This is a genomic window from Halomonas sp. M20 (assembly GCF_020622265.1).
In the GTDB taxonomy this organism is placed as follows: domain Bacteria; phylum Pseudomonadota; class Gammaproteobacteria; order Pseudomonadales; family Halomonadaceae; genus Modicisalibacter.
The window spans coordinates 617890-633584 of sequence record NZ_JACNMQ010000001.1; the positions used below are offsets into that span (position 1 = coordinate 617890).

13 protein-coding genes are annotated in these 15695 nt (G+C 56.7%); 11 read left to right on the forward strand and 2 right to left on the reverse strand.

Translation table 11 applies throughout. From position 1 onward, the window contains the following. Window positions 1–91 precede the first annotated feature (91 nt). The 5 genes from H7850_RS02895 to H7850_RS02915 all read left to right on the forward strand — a co-directional run bounded on the left by H7850_RS02895 (window position 92) and on the right by H7850_RS02915 (window position 4251). A complete protein-coding gene (locus tag H7850_RS02895; protein ID WP_227367883.1) occupies window positions 92–1696 on the forward strand; it encodes a hypothetical protein in 1605 nt (534 codons plus the stop codon). A gap of 48 nt (window positions 1697–1744) precedes the next feature. Next, entirely contained in the window at window positions 1745–2794 is a 1050-nt protein-coding gene (locus H7850_RS02900) for a glycosyltransferase family 2 protein (RefSeq protein WP_227367884.1), read from the forward strand. Continuing rightward, entirely contained in the window at window positions 2791–3168 is a 378-nt protein-coding gene (locus tag H7850_RS02905; protein WP_227367885.1) for a GtrA family protein, read from the forward strand. Before H7850_RS02900 ends, H7850_RS02905 begins: the two co-directional genes overlap by 4 nt. Window positions 3169–3357: 189 nt before the next feature. After that, complete coding sequence (locus H7850_RS02910) at window positions 3358–3909, forward strand: L,D-transpeptidase family protein (RefSeq protein ID WP_227367886.1); 552 nt, start codon at window positions 3358–3360, stop codon at window positions 3907–3909. Between the two features lie 78 nt (window positions 3910–3987). Continuing rightward, the gene (locus H7850_RS02915; RefSeq protein ID WP_227367887.1) at window positions 3988–4251 is read left to right on the forward strand and encodes an Lpp/OprI family alanine-zipper lipoprotein; all 264 of its coding nucleotides are present in this window, start codon (window positions 3988–3990) and stop codon (window positions 4249–4251) included. Between the two features lie 130 nt (window positions 4252–4381). Here H7850_RS02915 and H7850_RS02920 read toward each other — a convergent pair whose 3' ends face one another. Continuing rightward, entirely contained in the window at window positions 4382–5479 is a 1098-nt protein-coding gene (locus H7850_RS02920; RefSeq protein ID WP_227367888.1) for a L,D-transpeptidase family protein, read from the reverse strand. A gap of 130 nt (window positions 5480–5609) precedes the next feature. Continuing rightward, window positions 5610–9059: a transcription-repair coupling factor gene (mfd, locus tag H7850_RS02925; RefSeq protein ID WP_227367889.1), complete on the reverse strand. Its 3450-nt coding sequence runs from the start codon at window positions 9057–9059 to the stop codon at window positions 5610–5612. A gap of 215 nt (window positions 9060–9274) precedes the next feature. Here mfd and H7850_RS02930 point away from each other — a divergent pair, with 215 nt between their 5' ends. The 6 genes from H7850_RS02930 (at window position 9275) to nqrE (ending at window position 15693) form a co-directional block, all read left to right on the forward strand. Further along, window positions 9275–10729, forward strand: coding sequence for a glyceraldehyde-3-phosphate dehydrogenase (locus H7850_RS02930; RefSeq protein WP_227367890.1), 1455 nt, complete (start codon window positions 9275–9277; stop codon window positions 10727–10729). A 295-nt stretch (window positions 10730–11024) separates the two neighbouring features. After that, entirely contained in the window at window positions 11025–12374 is a 1350-nt protein-coding gene (locus H7850_RS02935) for a Na(+)-translocating NADH-quinone reductase subunit A (RefSeq protein WP_227367891.1), read from the forward strand. 4 nt (window positions 12375–12378) lie between these two features. Continuing rightward, entirely contained in the window at window positions 12379–13614 is a 1236-nt protein-coding gene (locus H7850_RS02940; RefSeq protein ID WP_227367892.1) for an NADH:ubiquinone reductase (Na(+)-transporting) subunit B, read from the forward strand. Continuing rightward, window positions 13614–14393 (forward strand): Na(+)-translocating NADH-quinone reductase subunit C, encoded by a 780-nt coding sequence (locus H7850_RS02945; RefSeq protein WP_227367893.1) that lies wholly within the window; start codon window positions 13614–13616, stop codon window positions 14391–14393. Before H7850_RS02940 ends, H7850_RS02945 begins: the two co-directional genes overlap by 1 nt. Before the next feature lie 2 nt (window positions 14394–14395). Next, window positions 14396–15073, forward strand: coding sequence for an NADH:ubiquinone reductase (Na(+)-transporting) subunit D (locus tag H7850_RS02950; RefSeq protein ID WP_227367894.1), 678 nt, complete (start codon window positions 14396–14398; stop codon window positions 15071–15073). After that, window positions 15073–15693, forward strand: coding sequence for an NADH:ubiquinone reductase (Na(+)-transporting) subunit E (nqrE, locus tag H7850_RS02955; protein ID WP_227367895.1), 621 nt, complete (start codon window positions 15073–15075; stop codon window positions 15691–15693). The genes H7850_RS02950 and nqrE overlap by 1 nt, the downstream gene beginning before the upstream one ends. Window positions 15694–15695 lie beyond the last annotated feature (2 nt).

The following is a 15695-nucleotide window of genomic DNA, read 5'->3' on the forward strand; positions in this document are numbered from 1 at the left end:
ATCCTGGAAATGCCAAGGGGTGATTTAAGCCCCGACTGGCAATTGCTTAGAAATAAATTCAAAAAATTGAACCGATAATAAGGACTCCGGCTTGACTGAACAGAGCGCCTCTTCAATGGGGCTGTCGACCTGGCAGGGCATGATGCTGGCATTGCTGCTGGGCATAGTGTGCATTGTGCTGACCATGGGCAACCCGCTGAATGTGATCGCGGGTGGCCTGATGATCGATACGGATTACCCCAATGCCGCCGCTGCCTTCGAGATTTTTGTGCGAGATGCCTGGCGCTGGCCTCTTGGTGCGAGCCCGAATTTCGGCGGGGTCAATATCTTCTTCAGCGATGGCGCGCCCTGGTTTGCCTTGCTCTCGAAGACGGTGCTGTCACTCACAGGGGCCTTTCTCGCTTTCCATTGGCTGATCGTCGTCAATGTACTCTTGTTTGCCGTGATGGCCCGGCGTCTGGCCACGAAGGTGGCGGAGGAGGAGCCGGTTCGCTGGCTGATCACGATACTTCTGGTATTTACTCTGATCATGCTGGTGCGCATGATCGGTGCTCAGCATATCGCGCTGGGTTCCTATTGGGTGGTGCTGTGGGCGATGTGCTGCGTTCCGGTACTGAACGACGCGTCGCGGGGTTGGCAGCGTTGGGAGTTTCTGGCAGCCGCGGGCATCGCCATCTTGAGTCATGCTTATCTGGGCGCCATGGCCATCACTATTATTCTCGTGATGCTGGCTTTCGAGCGGCGTTGGTTGGCAGCCCTGGCGGCGCTGCTGTGGCCGGCTCTGCTGCTTTATATCGTAGGGGTATTCGCAGATGGGCACGCGACTACCCTAGGAGCAAAAGCTTATTCTCTGGATCTAGGGGCATACACCAAATCATTGGGGTGGGGCATTGCGGGCAATCTCTACGATATTCGGGAGGCCCCTCAAGGTGATGCCATTCTTTATCTGGGTACTGGAACCTGGGGATTGTTGCTTGCCTCGCTATGCATGACGTTAGTTTCCCGGCGGCTTTCACCCGTGTCGCAGCCGGTCCTGGGTACAGGGTGGCAGCGCCAACGGATTTTCCGGCTATTGGTGGCATGCTTTGCGTTAATGCTTTATGCCATGACGTTCGAGCTACGAGTGGCAGGTCATGTTCTTTTGTCGCCGGAAATTCCTGGGCTGTTCGATCCGTTGTACGAACGTTTTCGCGTGACCGGTCGTTTTGCTGCACCCTTTGCATTTCTTCTGATCGTTCTGACCGGTCTGTGGTGGGGCGCTTGGCGAACTGGCGCACGGCGATGGCGTGTGATGGGATGGTGGTTAGTGGCATTTGTGGCAGTAGCGCTGCAAACTGCCGACGCGTGGTATGCGGGTACGCGTAGCCTGGCCCCGGATTGGGTGGCTGATGCTGATAGCCAGCGCAGGGCGGTCGCTTCAGTGCTGGAAGAGCAGGAATGGTCGGGTAGGGTGTACAAGGCGGTGAGTCCTGGAGAACTTGAACATCAGCGCTTGCTTGATTTTTTGCTGGTGAAGCAGGGCGCTAGGCACTTCGAAGTTGTTCATGGTGCTCGACTGGACGCGGCAGAAGTGGCGCGGCGTTCGGGCTATGCGGAAGCACAGGCAGGCGATATGGTCATTCTGGTAAATGACGATCCGAGTCCTGAATGCCAGCGCAGCGCCATGCTTAAAACCTTCAAATTATGCCTGCTGTGAAGAGAGGACAACCTCCAGTACAGGCTAATCTCAATGCTAGAGAGAGTAATGGATAAAGATTTCGAGCGGGCGTCCTCGACGCAAGGGTGCGAGGACGTTTCCTGGTTGCTCAGCTTGGTTGTACCGGTGATGAATGAGGAGGATTCCATCGATCCTTTCATCGAGGCGGTGCTTAACGTTCTTGAGGGTCACATTCCCGAACTGGAAATTCTTTTCGTCGATGATGGTTCGAAAGACGCCACCTTGCAGAAGCTGCGCGAGGCGTCAACCAGAGACGGGCGCATACGCTATCTTTCCTTCACGCGTAACTTCGGCAAGGAAATCGCCATGACCGCGGGGCTCGAGCATGCTCGCGGCGAAGCGGTCGTACCCATCGACGTGGATTTGCAACACCCTCCCGAGACGATATTGGAATTCGTGCGCCTGTGGCGCGAGCAAGGCTATGACATGGTGTATGGCTTGCGTCATGAGGATAACGAGGAAACCGCAGCCAAACGCCAGACATCAGGATTGTTCTATCGGGTGTTCAACCGGTTATCGCATACGGAAATTCCACCGAGTGCCGGTGATTTTCGCTTGTTGGACCGGTGCATTGTCGATGCGCTCAAGCAATTGCCCGAGCGTAATCGCTTCATGAAAGGGCTGTATTCCTGGGTGGGGTTTCGTTCAATTGGTATTCCCTACCAACAACCATCGCGCCAGACCGGCGCGAGCAAGTTCAACTACTGGAAGCTCTGGAACTTTGCACTGGATGGCCTGGTAAGCTTCTCGACCTGGCCACTGCGCATGTGGAGCTATATTGGCGGCGGTATCGCGCTCTTGTCGTTCATCTATATCCTGGTGATTGTCGTCAAAGCTCTGCTCTTTGGTCGTGACACCCCAGGCTATGCATCGGTGATGTCGGCTGTGCTGTTTTTTGGCGGTATGCAGCTGCTGTCTGTTGGCATCCTCGGCGAGTACGTGGCGCGTCTATTTATGGAAACTAAGCAGCGTCCACTTTATTTGGTCGCCGAGATCAGTCCTCAAGATAATGTTTCCACCAGCGAGCCACATGAGCCTGTAAATCGCGATGTGGTAGGGAGCAGCATGAACCGATGAAATGGCTGATCAATGAATCGGGAACCTTATTGCGCTTTGGCGGGGTAGGTGGCCTTGCGACCTTGGTGCATCTTTCTGTAGCTGGTCTGGCGCTCTGGTTGTGGCCGAATACCTCTCCTTTTTTGGCTAACCTGGTAGCCTTTCTGGTGGCTTTTCAGGTGTCGTTCTGGGGGCATCGGCGATTTACCTTTCGCAAGGCGGGGCGCGGGGATCGCTTCTTCGTGCTCGCCTTGGCGGGTTTTGCCTTGAACAATGGGGTGCTGGGCGCGTTGATTGCCTCGACGCCCGTCGATGGCTTTCTAGCCATCGTGATTGCGACCTTTACGGTGCCATTGTTGATGTATGTGGCCGCACGGTTCTGGGCCTTCGCTTGAGAGTCTGTTTTTTGTGAAGCATTTAAAAACGGATTTCCGATAGCGTGGACGCTACGCGATTTGTCGAGCATCTGCTCATGGGAATCTGTATGCTGCGTTATTTACCAGGGGCTGGCGTATTGTTATCAAGCCTTCTTGAGTGATTAAATGCCGTTCAAACTATACAAAAGAGTCGTGAAGAATTAACCGATGCGCAGGTTACTGCTGTTCTTATTACTGTTGCTACATATCCCAGGGTTATATGCTGGTTCCGACGATCAAGCCATCTGGCTGCTAGTGGACGATCAAGCATCGACCTTGCACGTCTATCGCGGTGATCAGGAAATCGAGCGGTTCTCGCCGGTTTCCCTTGGGCGCGGTGGCGCCAGAAGGTTGCGTTTCAGTGGCGATAGAGCAACCCCGACGGGAGAGTTCCACGTCAACTGGATCAACCTCGATAGTCGCTTCAATATTTTCCTGGGTCTCGATTATCCTACGCTTGCCCATGCCCGTGAGGCGCGAGAAGCGGACATATTGAGCGATGATGAATTCTATGATTACCTATCGTACTATCGGCGCCACGGGGCACCGCCTCAGGATACGGTGCTCGGTGGCAACATCGGTATTCACGGTTTAGGGGAAAGTGATCCAGTTCTTCACCGGCGTTTTAACTGGACGGATGGCTGCGTTGCAGTGACCAACCAGCAAATAGAACGCCTGACGGACTTGGTGAAACTTGGCACGAAAGTTATCATCCGCTAGGTTGTGAAAGAGAAGTTGCAAGAAAGCCTGCCTACGCAGGAAAAGTAAGTAACCCAAGGAAGATCCAAGGAGAACAGTATGAAAACTACTCGCACTACGCTTAAGATCGCTGCTGCTGGTTTGGCACTGGCCGTCATGGCAGGCTGCTCGTCCAATGCTAGCGAAGAAAAAAGCGGTCAGATGAGCCAGTCTGAAATGAAGAGCCAGGAAACTCGCACTATTGCTCAGGAAGCAATGAGCACCGCTCAGCAGGCTCAGCGTACTGCTCAGCAGGCTCTGCAGCAGAGCCAGCAAAACAAGCAGGAAATGGACCGCATGTTCGAGCGCTCCATGCGTAAGTGATCCTTATATCATGGTATCTCACCGAGATGCCGTGACGTGGATTGCACCAAGAAAGCCCTGCCTAAGCAGGGCTTTCTTGTTTCAGAGTAATTTCTGGAAGTAGCATTTCTAAAAAAGAGTGGCGCCGGGTTCAGGCGTCGTCGTTTTTTGTACCCATCTCAAGATGGCTATAGAGCGATTCGCGAAGTTCGAGATTGTCGTAGAGAGGATCGTTGATTCTGCGCTCTATCTCGAAAGGAGGCTCCACCAGCACCAGCGATTCGGTCATGCCGGTGGCGTTTTCAGCCACGCGTTTCAGGCGTGCAAAATCTACCGGATACCGCTTGCCTTCGACGACCGTCGTCACCGCTGTAAAGGCGTCATCGATGCGTTTTGTGGGTGTGTCTTTCTCATCCAGAGAAGGGTATGTCTGGACGTTTAAAATGCCACTTTGCGACCAGCCGGTCTTGATGGAGGAGTTGATCAGGCGCACCTTCGTGCCTACCGGCAAGCGAGAAAACAGGCTGTCGATATCCTCTGGCAGCATGCGGATGCAGCCATGGGTCACCTGCATTCCGACCCCCTCCGGGCGGTTGGTGCCATGAATGAGATAGCCGGGGATATTCAAGCGCAGCACGTGCCTACCCAGCGGATTGTCAGGGCCGGGAGGGACGACACGTCCCAGTGATCGTCCATCCTCCGCATGCTCCTTGATGATCGATGCGGGCGGATACCAGGCAGGATCCTTGGCCTTGGCAGTGATCGTCGTCTCACCCAGCGGTGTCTTCCAGTCCATGCGCCCGACGCTTACCGGGTAGGTTTCGACCTCGGGAGTTTCTCCTTCTTTGGTCGGTGGATAGTAATAGAGTCGCATCTCGGCAATATTGACCACCACACCCTCCCGCGGGCCCGGTGGCAGGATGAAACGGGTTGGAATGAGAACCTCCGTACCCTCGCCGGGAAGCCACACGCTGACGTCCGGGTTGGCACGCCGCATCTCTTCGTAGCCGATGCCAAAGCGTCGGCCGATGTCGATCAAGGTGTCGTCCTGGCGCGCCTTGACCGTTTGCACCTGACCGACCACATCACTGTTGTCTTGCAGCAAATAGTGTTCGATGCCCGCTTGCCGAGTCGTATCCTCGTTGATATCTGTTCTTGTATTCGCGTCTTCCGCAGCCAGCAAGAAAGAAGGCGATGCAAGCAGGCTGAAGACCAATCCAATTCGCGACGATGTCTGTATTAAGCGCATAGTGTGTGACCTGTCCAATCCGATGATTCAGTGGCAGTCGCCATCTTGTTGAGTATATTTCGCCAACCTGATTCTTGACAGGGAAACCGTTATCTCGTCGTGTTGCCGTCGGCACTGGCGAGGCGCGCTTTCACGCCGCCTGCGCCTTGCGATTCAATGTATCGAGTAGAGAGTCGATGGCTTGCAGACGCGCCTCGGGCGTTTCCATCTCGAGCTCGAAGCGCAGCGTGTCCGCGCCATCCAGCCGGTAATGCACCGGATCGCGCTGAATCAGATCCACCAGGGTCATCGGCTCCACCATCGGCGCGCTGCCGAAGATCACACGACCGCGCTCCGGGCCTGCCTCCAGGCGCACGATCCCTAAGCGTTCGGCACGCTGGCGCAGCTGGGTCTGGCGGAACAGTGTCTTGACCGGCGCCGGCAGCAGGCCAAAGCGATCGATCATCTCGACCTGCAGCTCCCTGAGATCCGCTTCGTTCTCCGCATTGCTGATACGTTTGTACATGACCAGGCGCTGTTGCACATCATGCAGATAATCGTCGGGAATCAACGCAGGCAAATTGAGGCTGACTTCCACCCCTTCGTCCAGCGGCGCCTCGATGTTGGGGGTCTTGCCGGCGCGTATCGCTTTCACTGCCCGGTCGAGCATCTGCATGTAGAGGCTGTAGCCGATGGTCTCCATCTGCCCGCTCTGCTCATCGCCAAGCAGTTCGCCGGCGCCACGAATCTCCATGTCGTGGCTGGCCAAGGTGAAGCCGGCTCCCAGGTCTTCCGCCTGGCTGATGGCTTCGAGCCGTTTCAGGGCGTCCTTGGTGATCGCCTTGGGCGGCGGCGTCAGCAGATAGGCGTAGGCCTGGTGATGGCTCCGGCCCACACGCCCGCGCAATTGATGAAGCTGAGCCAGGCCGAACTTATCGGCGCGCTCGATGAGGATGGTATTGGCACTGGGCACGTCGATACCGGTCTCGATGATGGTCGAGCACACCAGCACGTTGAAGCGCTTGTGATAGAACTCCGACATGATGCGCTCCAGAGAGCGTTCGGGAAGCTGGCCATGGGCCACTGCGACCCGAGCATCCGGCACCATGTCTCGCACCTTTTGGGCCGCCTGCTCGATGGTCTTGACCTCATTGTGCAGGAAATAGACCTGACCGCCGCGCAGGATCTCCCGCAGGATCGCTTCCTTGATGATGGGTTCGTTGCGCTGTTGAACGAAGGTTTTTACCGACAGGCGCCGGGCCGGTGGGGTAGCGATGATCGACAGATCTCGCATGCCGCTCATGGCCATGTTCAGGGTGCGAGGGATCGGTGTTGCAGTCAGGGTGAGAATGTCCACCTCGGCGCGCAGGCTCTTTAGACGCTCCTTCTGCGCCACCCCGAAACGATGCTCTTCGTCGATGATGAGTAGCCCCATGTTGGGCAGCTTGATCGACTTCGATAGCAGTTTATGGGTGCCGATGACGATGTCGGCACGCCCATCCTCGATACGTTTCATGGACTCGGCCTGGCCCTTGCCGCCGGTAAAGCGCGAGATAAGTTCGATCTGTACGGCGGTGTCGGCAAAGCGGTCGCGGAAATTGTCGAAGTGCTGCTGAGCCAGCAGGGTGGTGGGCACCAGCACCACCACCTGGCGCTCGGAGTGAACTGCCAGGAAAGCGGCGCGCATGGCGACTTCGGTCTTGCCGAACCCGACATCGCCGCAGACCACTCGATCCATGGGGCGAGGAGCGATCATGTCGCCGATCACCGCATGGATGGCGGCACGCTGATCCGGTGTCTCTTCAAAAGGGAAGCTGGCAGCGAAGCGCTGGTACTCTTCCCCGGGTTCGGCACAGGCAAAACCTTCCCGAGCCTCCCGTCGGGCATAGACATCGAGCAGCTCAGCGGCAGTGTCACGAACCTTCTCCGCGGCCTTTTTCTTGGCCTTGTCCCAGGTGTCCGAGCCCAGCTTGTGCAAGGGTGCCAGCTCATCAGAGGCGCCGGCGTAGCGGGAGATGAGATGCAGGTTGTCCACGGGCACATAGAGCTTGGCCCCGTTAGCGTATTCCAGCGCCACGAATTCCGCCGCCCGACCGCCTGCATCGAGAGCCTCAAGCCCTTGATAGCGGCCCACGCCGTGGGTTTGGTGTACCACTGGAGCGCCCACGCGAAGCTCGGAAAGATGGCGTACCGCCAGTTCGTTGTCATCGGTGGCTTTCTCACGGCGTCGGGTCTGGCGCACTACTTCACCGAACAGCTCCGTTTCGGTCACGATGACCAGGGCTGGGTCCGCAAGCCATAAACCTTCATCAAGCTCGCTTTCGGTGATGGCAAGCGGCGTGTCACCGTCCAGAAACTCCTGCCAGCCGTCGACATGGGGCAATTCCAGCTGCAGTACGCCAAGGGTTTCTTCCAGCGCTTCCCGACGGCCGCGAGACTCGGCAATGAACAGCACTCGGGTATCCCGGTGAGAGGATAGAAATTCTTCAAGGGTCGCCAGCGGCTTCTGGGCTCGGGCATTGATGGCGACGCGTGGCGGAGCCTGGGTCAAGGGGCGGTGGGCATGGGCATGTTCGTCCTCCGTGACCAGGGCGACCCGGGGCTTGGCCTTGATTGCCGCAAACACGTCCGGTACCGGAATGAACGCCCGGGCCGGCGGCAACAGGGGCCGCGTGGGATCGACCCCCAAGTTCTCGTAGCGGCTCTGAATGGCTGCCCAGTGATGCTCTGCTGCCTCGAATACCTCCGGTAGCATGGCCACCTGGGTGCCTTCCGCCAAGTGATCGAACAGACTCGCGGTCTCCTCAAAAAACAGCGGCAGATACTGTTCGAGCCCCGGGGCGGGAATGCCTTTCAGAGCATCGTTGTAGAGCGGGCATTGGCGCGGGTCGACGTCGAAGAGCGTCTCGAAACCTTCCCGAAAACAGGCGATGGCGGAGCGTGACAGCGAATATTCATGCGCCGGCAGCAGCTCGACTCCCTCGACCTTGTCACCGCTGCGCTGGGTATCCGGGTCGAAATAGCGCAGGGTGTCGATCTCGTCATCGAAAAGATCGATGCGCAGTGGGGCCGTGCTGCCCATGGGATACAGGTCGATCAGAGCGCCGCGCAGGGCGTATTCGCCAGGCTCGTAGACTGTTTCCACGGCGCGATAGCCCGCTCGGGAGAGCTTTTCACGAAAGCCTTCACGGTCGATGGTCATGCCGACGCTTAAGGTCAGCACCCGACCGGCTATATAGTCGCTCGGGGGCAAGCGCTGCATCAGAGTGTTGATCGGCACCAGCACGATGCCATCCTTGGACTCCTGAAGCCGGCGCAGGGTGCGCAGGCGCTCGGATACAATATCCTGGTGGGGTGAAAAACTGTCGTAGGGCAGCGTTTCCCAGTCAGGGAAGGGCAGTACCGGCACGCTGGCAAAAAAACGCAGGGCACTTTCCAGGCGCTGTACGGCGGCGGTGTCTCGGGTAACCACCAGAAGCGGTGCGCTATCAGCCAGCCGGGCCAGTGCCAGGGCGGTGGCGCAGCCTTCCGGGGCGTGCCAATAAAGGGTTTCGCGTGATCCGGCGGGTTGAGGTGGCGCTAACGGAGAAAAATTCGACATCGACGATTTGAACGCAAGGCTTTGAGGGTGAGTAGAATGATAACAGTCTTGAAGCGGTAGCGAGAAAGCGCTCTTGCGCTAATCGCCGCTTGTAGTCAAATCCTGGTTTCTGTAGTGGGCCTACAGCACCTGCGACCATACAGCGATTGCGGTCATCCCCAGGGGATAAGGATAATAGCCGTCAAATTATTCATGCATCAGTGAGGTAAGGCCCCGTGAGTCAGGAAAAGCTCGATAACTATTTCCAGGAATGGCAGGACAATGAAGCGCTTGCAGAAGAGATGATTCCGCTGCTCGGCAAACTCTATCGCAAGTATAACGTCGTGCCATCGCTCTACGGCCGTTCACTGATCAATCGTTCGGTTCTGCGTATCCTCAAGAATCACCGCTATGTGAAGCGGGTCGAAGGAACCGAACTCTCCGTTCGCGATACCTTCCCTTTGATCAAGACAATGACCGAACTCGATCTGGCCCCGGCGCACATCGATCTTGGCCGGTTGGCAGTCGCTTTCAAGAATAGCGGTCGCGATGATGTCGAAGCGTATCTGAAAGAAGAGCTTTCGGACATCGTCGGCGGGCACAGCGCCAACGGCATGGGAGGCGAGCCTAAGGACGTGGTGCTTTATGGCTTCGGTCGTATCGGCCGCATTCTGGCGCGCATTCTGATCGAGAAGGCGGGCGGCGGTAATCTGCTGCGACTGCGTGCCATCGTCGTGCGTGGCTCTGGTGACGACCTCGAGAAGCGTGCAAGCCTTCTACGTCGCGACTCGGTGCATGGTCCATTCGGTGGATCGATCAGCGTCGACCAGGAAAACAGTGCCCTGATCGCCAATGGCAACTACATCAAGGTCATCCACGCGGATTCCCCTACGGAAATCGATTACACCGCCTATGGCATCAACAATGCCATCGTGGTCGACAATACTGGTAAGTGGCGGGATGAAGAGGGACTTTCCCAGCACTTGCAGTGCAAGGGTGTCACCAAGGTGCTGCTCACGGCGCCAGGCAAGGGCAATCTCAAGAACGTCGTCTATGGCATCAATCACAGCGATATCGATGACGGCGAGCGCATCATTTCTGCTGCCTCGTGTACCACCAACGCCATCGTGCCGGTACTCAAGGCAATCAATGACGAGTACGGCATCAAGCATGGCCACGTGGAGACGGTGCACTCCTATACCAACGATCAGAATCTGATCGACAATTACCACAAGGGTGATCGTCGCGGTCGTAGTGCGCCGCTGAACATGGTGTTGACCGAGACCGGGGCTGCCAAGGCAGTGGCCAAGGCGCTACCCGAGCTTTCCAACAAGCTGACCGGCAATGCCATTCGTGTGCCGACACCCAACGTCTCCATGGCGATTCTCAATCTCAACCTGGAGAAGAGCGCGGATACCAACAGCGTCAACGACTATCTGCGCCAGATAGCATTGCATTCGCCGATGCACAAGCAGATCGACTATGTCGACTCTCCCGAAGTGGTTTCCTCGGATTTTGTCGGCAATCGTCATGCGGGCATCGTGGACGCCAAGGCGACCATCGTCGACGATACCAATGCAGTGCTGTATGTCTGGTACGACAACGAGTTCGGTTATAGCTGCCAGGTCGTGCGGCTCTTGCAATACATGTCCAATGTTCGTTTCAAATACCTGCCGGTCGCTCGCGACTAAATGCCTCTTCATCGCCCCCCTTCATGGGGGCGATCGGTCGTTTAGACCCTGTTCTATCCTTCAAACCCGACCTTTGATCATGTGGTCTTTCCAGTCGTGCCTCTTTATAATGAGAGCGACTTTTTGCTGCGGTTCCTCCAAGTGTGAGCCGTACAAGACAACCCTCTGATATAAGAAAAACGAAGCCGCCCAATCATTTCAGGCGGAATACGGCATGACATGACCGCAGGCTAGAGCTGATGCTCACTGTATTTATCGTTATTTCTACTATCAGAACAGATAACTGGGCGAGACTATGATCGAAGTCAAACGAGGCCTGGATCTCCCGATCGTCGGGGATCCGGAGCAGCGTATCCATGAAGCCACGCCCGTTCGTCATGTGGCGATTCTGGGGCCTGACTATGTCGGTATGAAGCCGACGATGGAGGTCAAGGAAGGAGATCGGGTCAAACAGGGCCAACTTCTGTTTACCGACAAGAAAATTCCTGGAGTACGCTTCACCTCGCCTGGCGCCGGGGAGGTGGTCGCTATCAATCGCGGTGAGCGGCGCATGCTGCTGTCGGTGGTGATTCGCCTCGATGATGCTGAAGAGGCGATCGAGTTCAAGGCGCACGGGGCCAATGCTCTGGCCACGCTCGAACGTCAAGTGGTAGTAGATCAGCTGGTCGAGTCCGGACTCTGGACAGCGCTGCGCACGCGTCCCTTCTCGCGTACTCCTGAGCTCGAGGCGGTACCGGCGGATATTTTCGTCACTGCCATCGACACACATCCGCTGTCTGCGGATCCTGCGATCATCATCAACGAAAACCCCCAGGCGTTTGCCAGTGGTCTCAAGGTGCTCAAGCATCTGACGCCAGGTAAGGTGTATCTGTGTCAGGCACCTGACGTGGATTTACCGGGAAGCGATGTCGATGGGGTCCAGGTCGAAAGCTTTGCCGGTCTGCATCCGGCGGGGCTGCCGGGTACGCATATCCACTTCCTCTCCCCGGTGGGCCTGAAGCGCCAGGTCTGGTACGTCGGCTATCAGGATGTCATGGCGATCGGCACCCTGTTCACCGAAGGGCGACTGGATCTGCGGCGGATAGTCGCGGTTGGCGGCCCTCGCGCCCAGCAGCCACGTCTGCTTCGGACTCGGGTCGGTGCCAGCAGCGCGGAACTACTCGAGAATGAAATCATCGAACCTGAAGAAACCCGTGTGATTTCCGGTTCGGTATTCGGTGGTTTTACCGCAGAAGGCTCGCGCCGTTTCCTGGGGCGTTTTCATTCCCAGTTCTCGCTGCTCGAAGAGAACAACAAGCGCGCCTTCATGGGTTGGTTGTCGCCCGGTCGCAACCGCCATTCGGTCATGGGTATCTACATCTCCCAGTTCCTGGGCCTTCCCAAGTACGCGCCGGACACCTCGACCAACGGTTCCGAGCGTGCCATGGTACCTATCGGCTCCTACGAGAAAGTCATGCCACTGGATATTCTTCCGACCCAGTTACTGCGTTCGTTGATCGTGGGCGATATCGAAGATGCCATGCAACTCGGTTGCCTCGAGTTGGATGAAGAGGATCTGGCGCTGTGCACCTACGTCTGCCCTGGCAAATACGAGTATGGCCCTATCCTGCGCGACAATCTCACTACGATCGAGAAAGAGGCCTAATGCGATGATGGGTATCCGCAAATCACTCGACAATCTCGAGCCCCATTTCCACAAGGGTGGCCGCTACGAGAAGTTTTATGCGCTCTACGAAGCGGTAGACACCATCTTTTATGCGCCACCGGACGTCACCAAAGGCACGGCCCATGTGCGCGATGGCATCGATCTGAAGCGCATCATGATCACGGTATGGATGTGTACGTTTCCAGCCATGTTCTTCGGTATGTACAATGCCGGCCTACAGGCCAATCTGGCGATCGCCGATGGCTACGGCGCGCTGGGAGGATGGCGCGAGGCGGTGACCCTGGCGCTGACCAGTGGTCATGACCCCGGCAGCATCTGGGCGAACTTCATTCACGGTGCCACTTACTTCCTGCCTATCTACCTGGTGACCTTCGTGGTGGGGGGCTTCTGGGAAGTACTGTTTGCGGTCAAGCGTGGGCACGAGGTCAACGAGGGATTCTTCGTCACTTCCGTGCTCTACGCATTGATCCTTCCGGCCACCATTCCTTTGTGGCAGGTCGCCTTAGGCATCACCTTCGGCGTGGTGATCGGGAAGGAAATTTTCGGCGGTACCGGCAAGAACTTCCTCAATCCCGCGCTGACCGGTCGTGCTTTTCTCTATTTTGCCTATCCGGCGCAGATTTCCGGTGATGCGGTATGGGTGGCCGCGGATGGCTATACCGGGGCCACGGCGCTTTCAATGGTCGTCACCGACGGTATGCCTGGCATGACCGAACAGTACAGCTGGTGGGATGCTTTCCTGGGGTTCATGCCCGGCTCGGTGGGTGAAGTCTCGACCTTGGCGATCCTGCTCGGGGCGGCGGTGTTGCTGCTGACTCGAATCGCGTCCTGGCGCATCATGCTGGGGGTCTTCCTCGGTATGGTAGGGATGTCCTTGCTGCTCAATCTCATCGGTTCCGATACCAATACGATGTTTGCCATGCCCTGGTACTGGCACCTGGTGGTCGGTGGTTTTGCCTTCGGCCTGGTGTTCATGGCCACCGATCCGGTCTCGGCTTCCATGACCAATCCCGGCAAGCTGATTTTCGGCGCCTTGATCGGGGTGATGACGGTGCTCATTCGTGTCGTCAATCCGGCCTTCCCGGAGGGCATCATGCTGGCAATCCTATTTGCCAACTTGTTTGCACCGCTAATCGATCATTTCGTCGTTCAAGCCAATATCAAGCGTCGCCAGAAGCGTGAGAAAGCCTTTACGCCGACAACCGAGGAGACTGCCTGATGTCGTCAAGCAACAACTCGATCAAAAAAACGCTGGGGGTCGCCCTGGCGTTGTGTATCGTCTGCTCCGTCATCGTTTCGACCGCTGCGGTGGCGCTACGCCCCACCCAGCAGCTGAATCAGGAACTCGACCGCAAAAGCAACATCTTGCAGGTGGCTGGGCTCTATGAGCCGGGTGTCGATGTCAATCAGGTATTCAAGGACAAGATCACCTCTCGGGTAATCAATCTCGAGACCGGTGAATACTCTGAAGAACTCGATCCCGAGACCTTCAATCAGTTCGATGCTTCCAAGGATCCAGCGTCTTCCCGGACGCTATCCGGAGACGATCCGGCGGGTCTCATTCGCCAGGAAAACTTTTCCACTGTCTATCTGGTAGGTGATGCCGAAAATCCCAATGAAATCATTCTGCCGATTCGCGGCCAGGGCCTGTGGGGTCTGATGCGCGGCTTCTTGGCGCTGAAGGGCGATGGCAATACCATCCTTGGCCTGTCCTACTACGACCATTCGGAAACCCCGGGGCTTGGCGGTGAAGTGGACAACCCGCGCTGGAAGGCGCAATGGGATGGCAAGAAAATCTATGACTACAGCGATAGCGAAATGCAGCCGGAGATTCGTCTGGTAAAAGGCGGTGCCGATTCCGAGTACGAGGCAGACGCACTATCCGGTGCCACCCTGACTAGTCGCGGTGTCACCAATATGTTGCAATTCTGGCTCAGCGAGGCGGGCTTTGCCGAGTACCTCGCTCGCTTCCATGACAATACACAGGGAGACGCGTAAGTATGGCTGCCTCTGATACTCCGAAAAGCGTTCTGTTATCGCCGGTGTTCAAGAACAATCCCATCGCCTTGCAGGTGCTGGGGATCTGTTCCGCGCTAGCGGTCACCAACTCGATGAGCGTGTCGCTGGTCATGGGGATTGCCGTGATCGTGGTTACCGCGTTTTCCAATCTCTTCGTGTCCTTGCTTCGTCATCACATTCCTTCGTCGATCCGCATCATCGTACAGATGACCATCATCGCCTCCCTGGTGATCGTGGTGGATCAGGTATTGAAGGCTTATGCCTACGAAATGTCCAAGCAGTTATCGGTGTTCGTTGGGCTGATCATCACCAACTGTATCGTCATGGGGCGGGCTGAAGGTTACGCCATGCAGAATGGCCCGGTGATGAGTTTCCTCGATGGCGTGGGCAATGGTCTGGGTTACGCTGTGATTCTGCTGTTCGTCGGCTTCGTGCGGGAACTGCTTGGTTCCGGCAGTCTGTTTGGCCTCACTATCCTGCCGGCGGTACAAAACGGTGGTTGGTATGTGCCTAATGGTTTGATGCTGTTGCCGCCTTCAGCCTTTTTCGTCATCGGCCTGTTGATCTGGATACTGCGCTCCTTCAACCCGGATCAGGTGGAGAAGACCGAATACCGTATCGTTTCCAACAGTAAAACCAAGATCAAGGAGACCGCGTAATGCTTGGCCATTATCTCAGCCTATTCGTCCAGGCGGTCTTCGTCGAAAACATGGCGTTGGCATTCTTCCTGGGCATGTGTACCTTTCTGGCGGTTTCCAAGAAAGTGTCGTCTGCCATTGGGCTAGGCATTGCTGTAATCGTGGTGCTGACCATTACGGTGCCGGCCAATAATTTGATCCTGCATTACTTGCTGGCGGAAGGGGCACTGACCTGGACGGGCATTGAAGGGGCGGAAAATATCGATCTCTCCTTCCTGGGGCTTTTGAGCTACATCGGGGTTATCGCTGCCATGGTGCAGATTCTCGAGATGTTCCTCGATAAATTCGTTCCGGCGCTTTACAACACATTGGGTGTTTTCCTTCCGCTGATCACGGTCAACTGCGCGATTCTTGGCGCGGTATTGTTCATGGCCGAACGTAGCTACGGTTTTGGTGAGTCCGTTGTCTACGGCGCCGGCGCCGGTATCGGCTGGGCTCTGGCAATCACAGCCCTGGCGGGTATCCGTGAAAAGCTCAAGTACAGCGATGTGCCGGCAGGACTGCAGGGGCTGGGTATCACCTTCATTACCGTCGGGCTGATGTCGCTAGGCTTCATGTCCTTCTCCGGTGTCCAGCTATAAAG

Bases quoted from the DNA above. Each gene is read 5' to 3' on its own strand.
- H7850_RS02900 (WP_227367884.1), top strand. From the start codon at position 1,745: ATGGATAAAGATTTCGAGCGGGCGTCCTCGACGCAAGGGTGCGAGGAC.
- H7850_RS02905 (WP_227367885.1), top strand. From the start codon at position 2,791: ATGAAATGGCTGATCAATGAATCGGGAACCTTATTGCGCTTTGGCGGG.
- H7850_RS02910 (WP_227367886.1), top strand. From the start codon at position 3,358: ATGCGCAGGTTACTGCTGTTCTTATTACTGTTGCTACATATCCCAGGG.
- H7850_RS02915 (WP_227367887.1), top strand. From the start codon at position 3,988: ATGAAAACTACTCGCACTACGCTTAAGATCGCTGCTGCTGGTTTGGCA.
- H7850_RS02920 (WP_227367888.1), bottom strand. From the start codon at position 5,479: ATGCGCTTAATACAGACATCGTCGCGAATTGGATTGGTCTTCAGCCTG.
- mfd (WP_227367889.1), bottom strand. From the start codon at position 9,059: ATGTCGAATTTTTCTCCGTTAGCGCCACCTCAACCCGCCGGATCACGC.
- H7850_RS02935 (WP_227367891.1), top strand. From the start codon at position 11,025: ATGATCGAAGTCAAACGAGGCCTGGATCTCCCGATCGTCGGGGATCCG.
- H7850_RS02940 (WP_227367892.1), top strand. From the start codon at position 12,379: ATGATGGGTATCCGCAAATCACTCGACAATCTCGAGCCCCATTTCCAC.
- H7850_RS02945 (WP_227367893.1), top strand. From the start codon at position 13,614: ATGTCGTCAAGCAACAACTCGATCAAAAAAACGCTGGGGGTCGCCCTG.
- H7850_RS02950 (WP_227367894.1), top strand. From the start codon at position 14,396: ATGGCTGCCTCTGATACTCCGAAAAGCGTTCTGTTATCGCCGGTGTTC.
- nqrE (WP_227367895.1), top strand. From the start codon at position 15,073: ATGCTTGGCCATTATCTCAGCCTATTCGTCCAGGCGGTCTTCGTCGAA.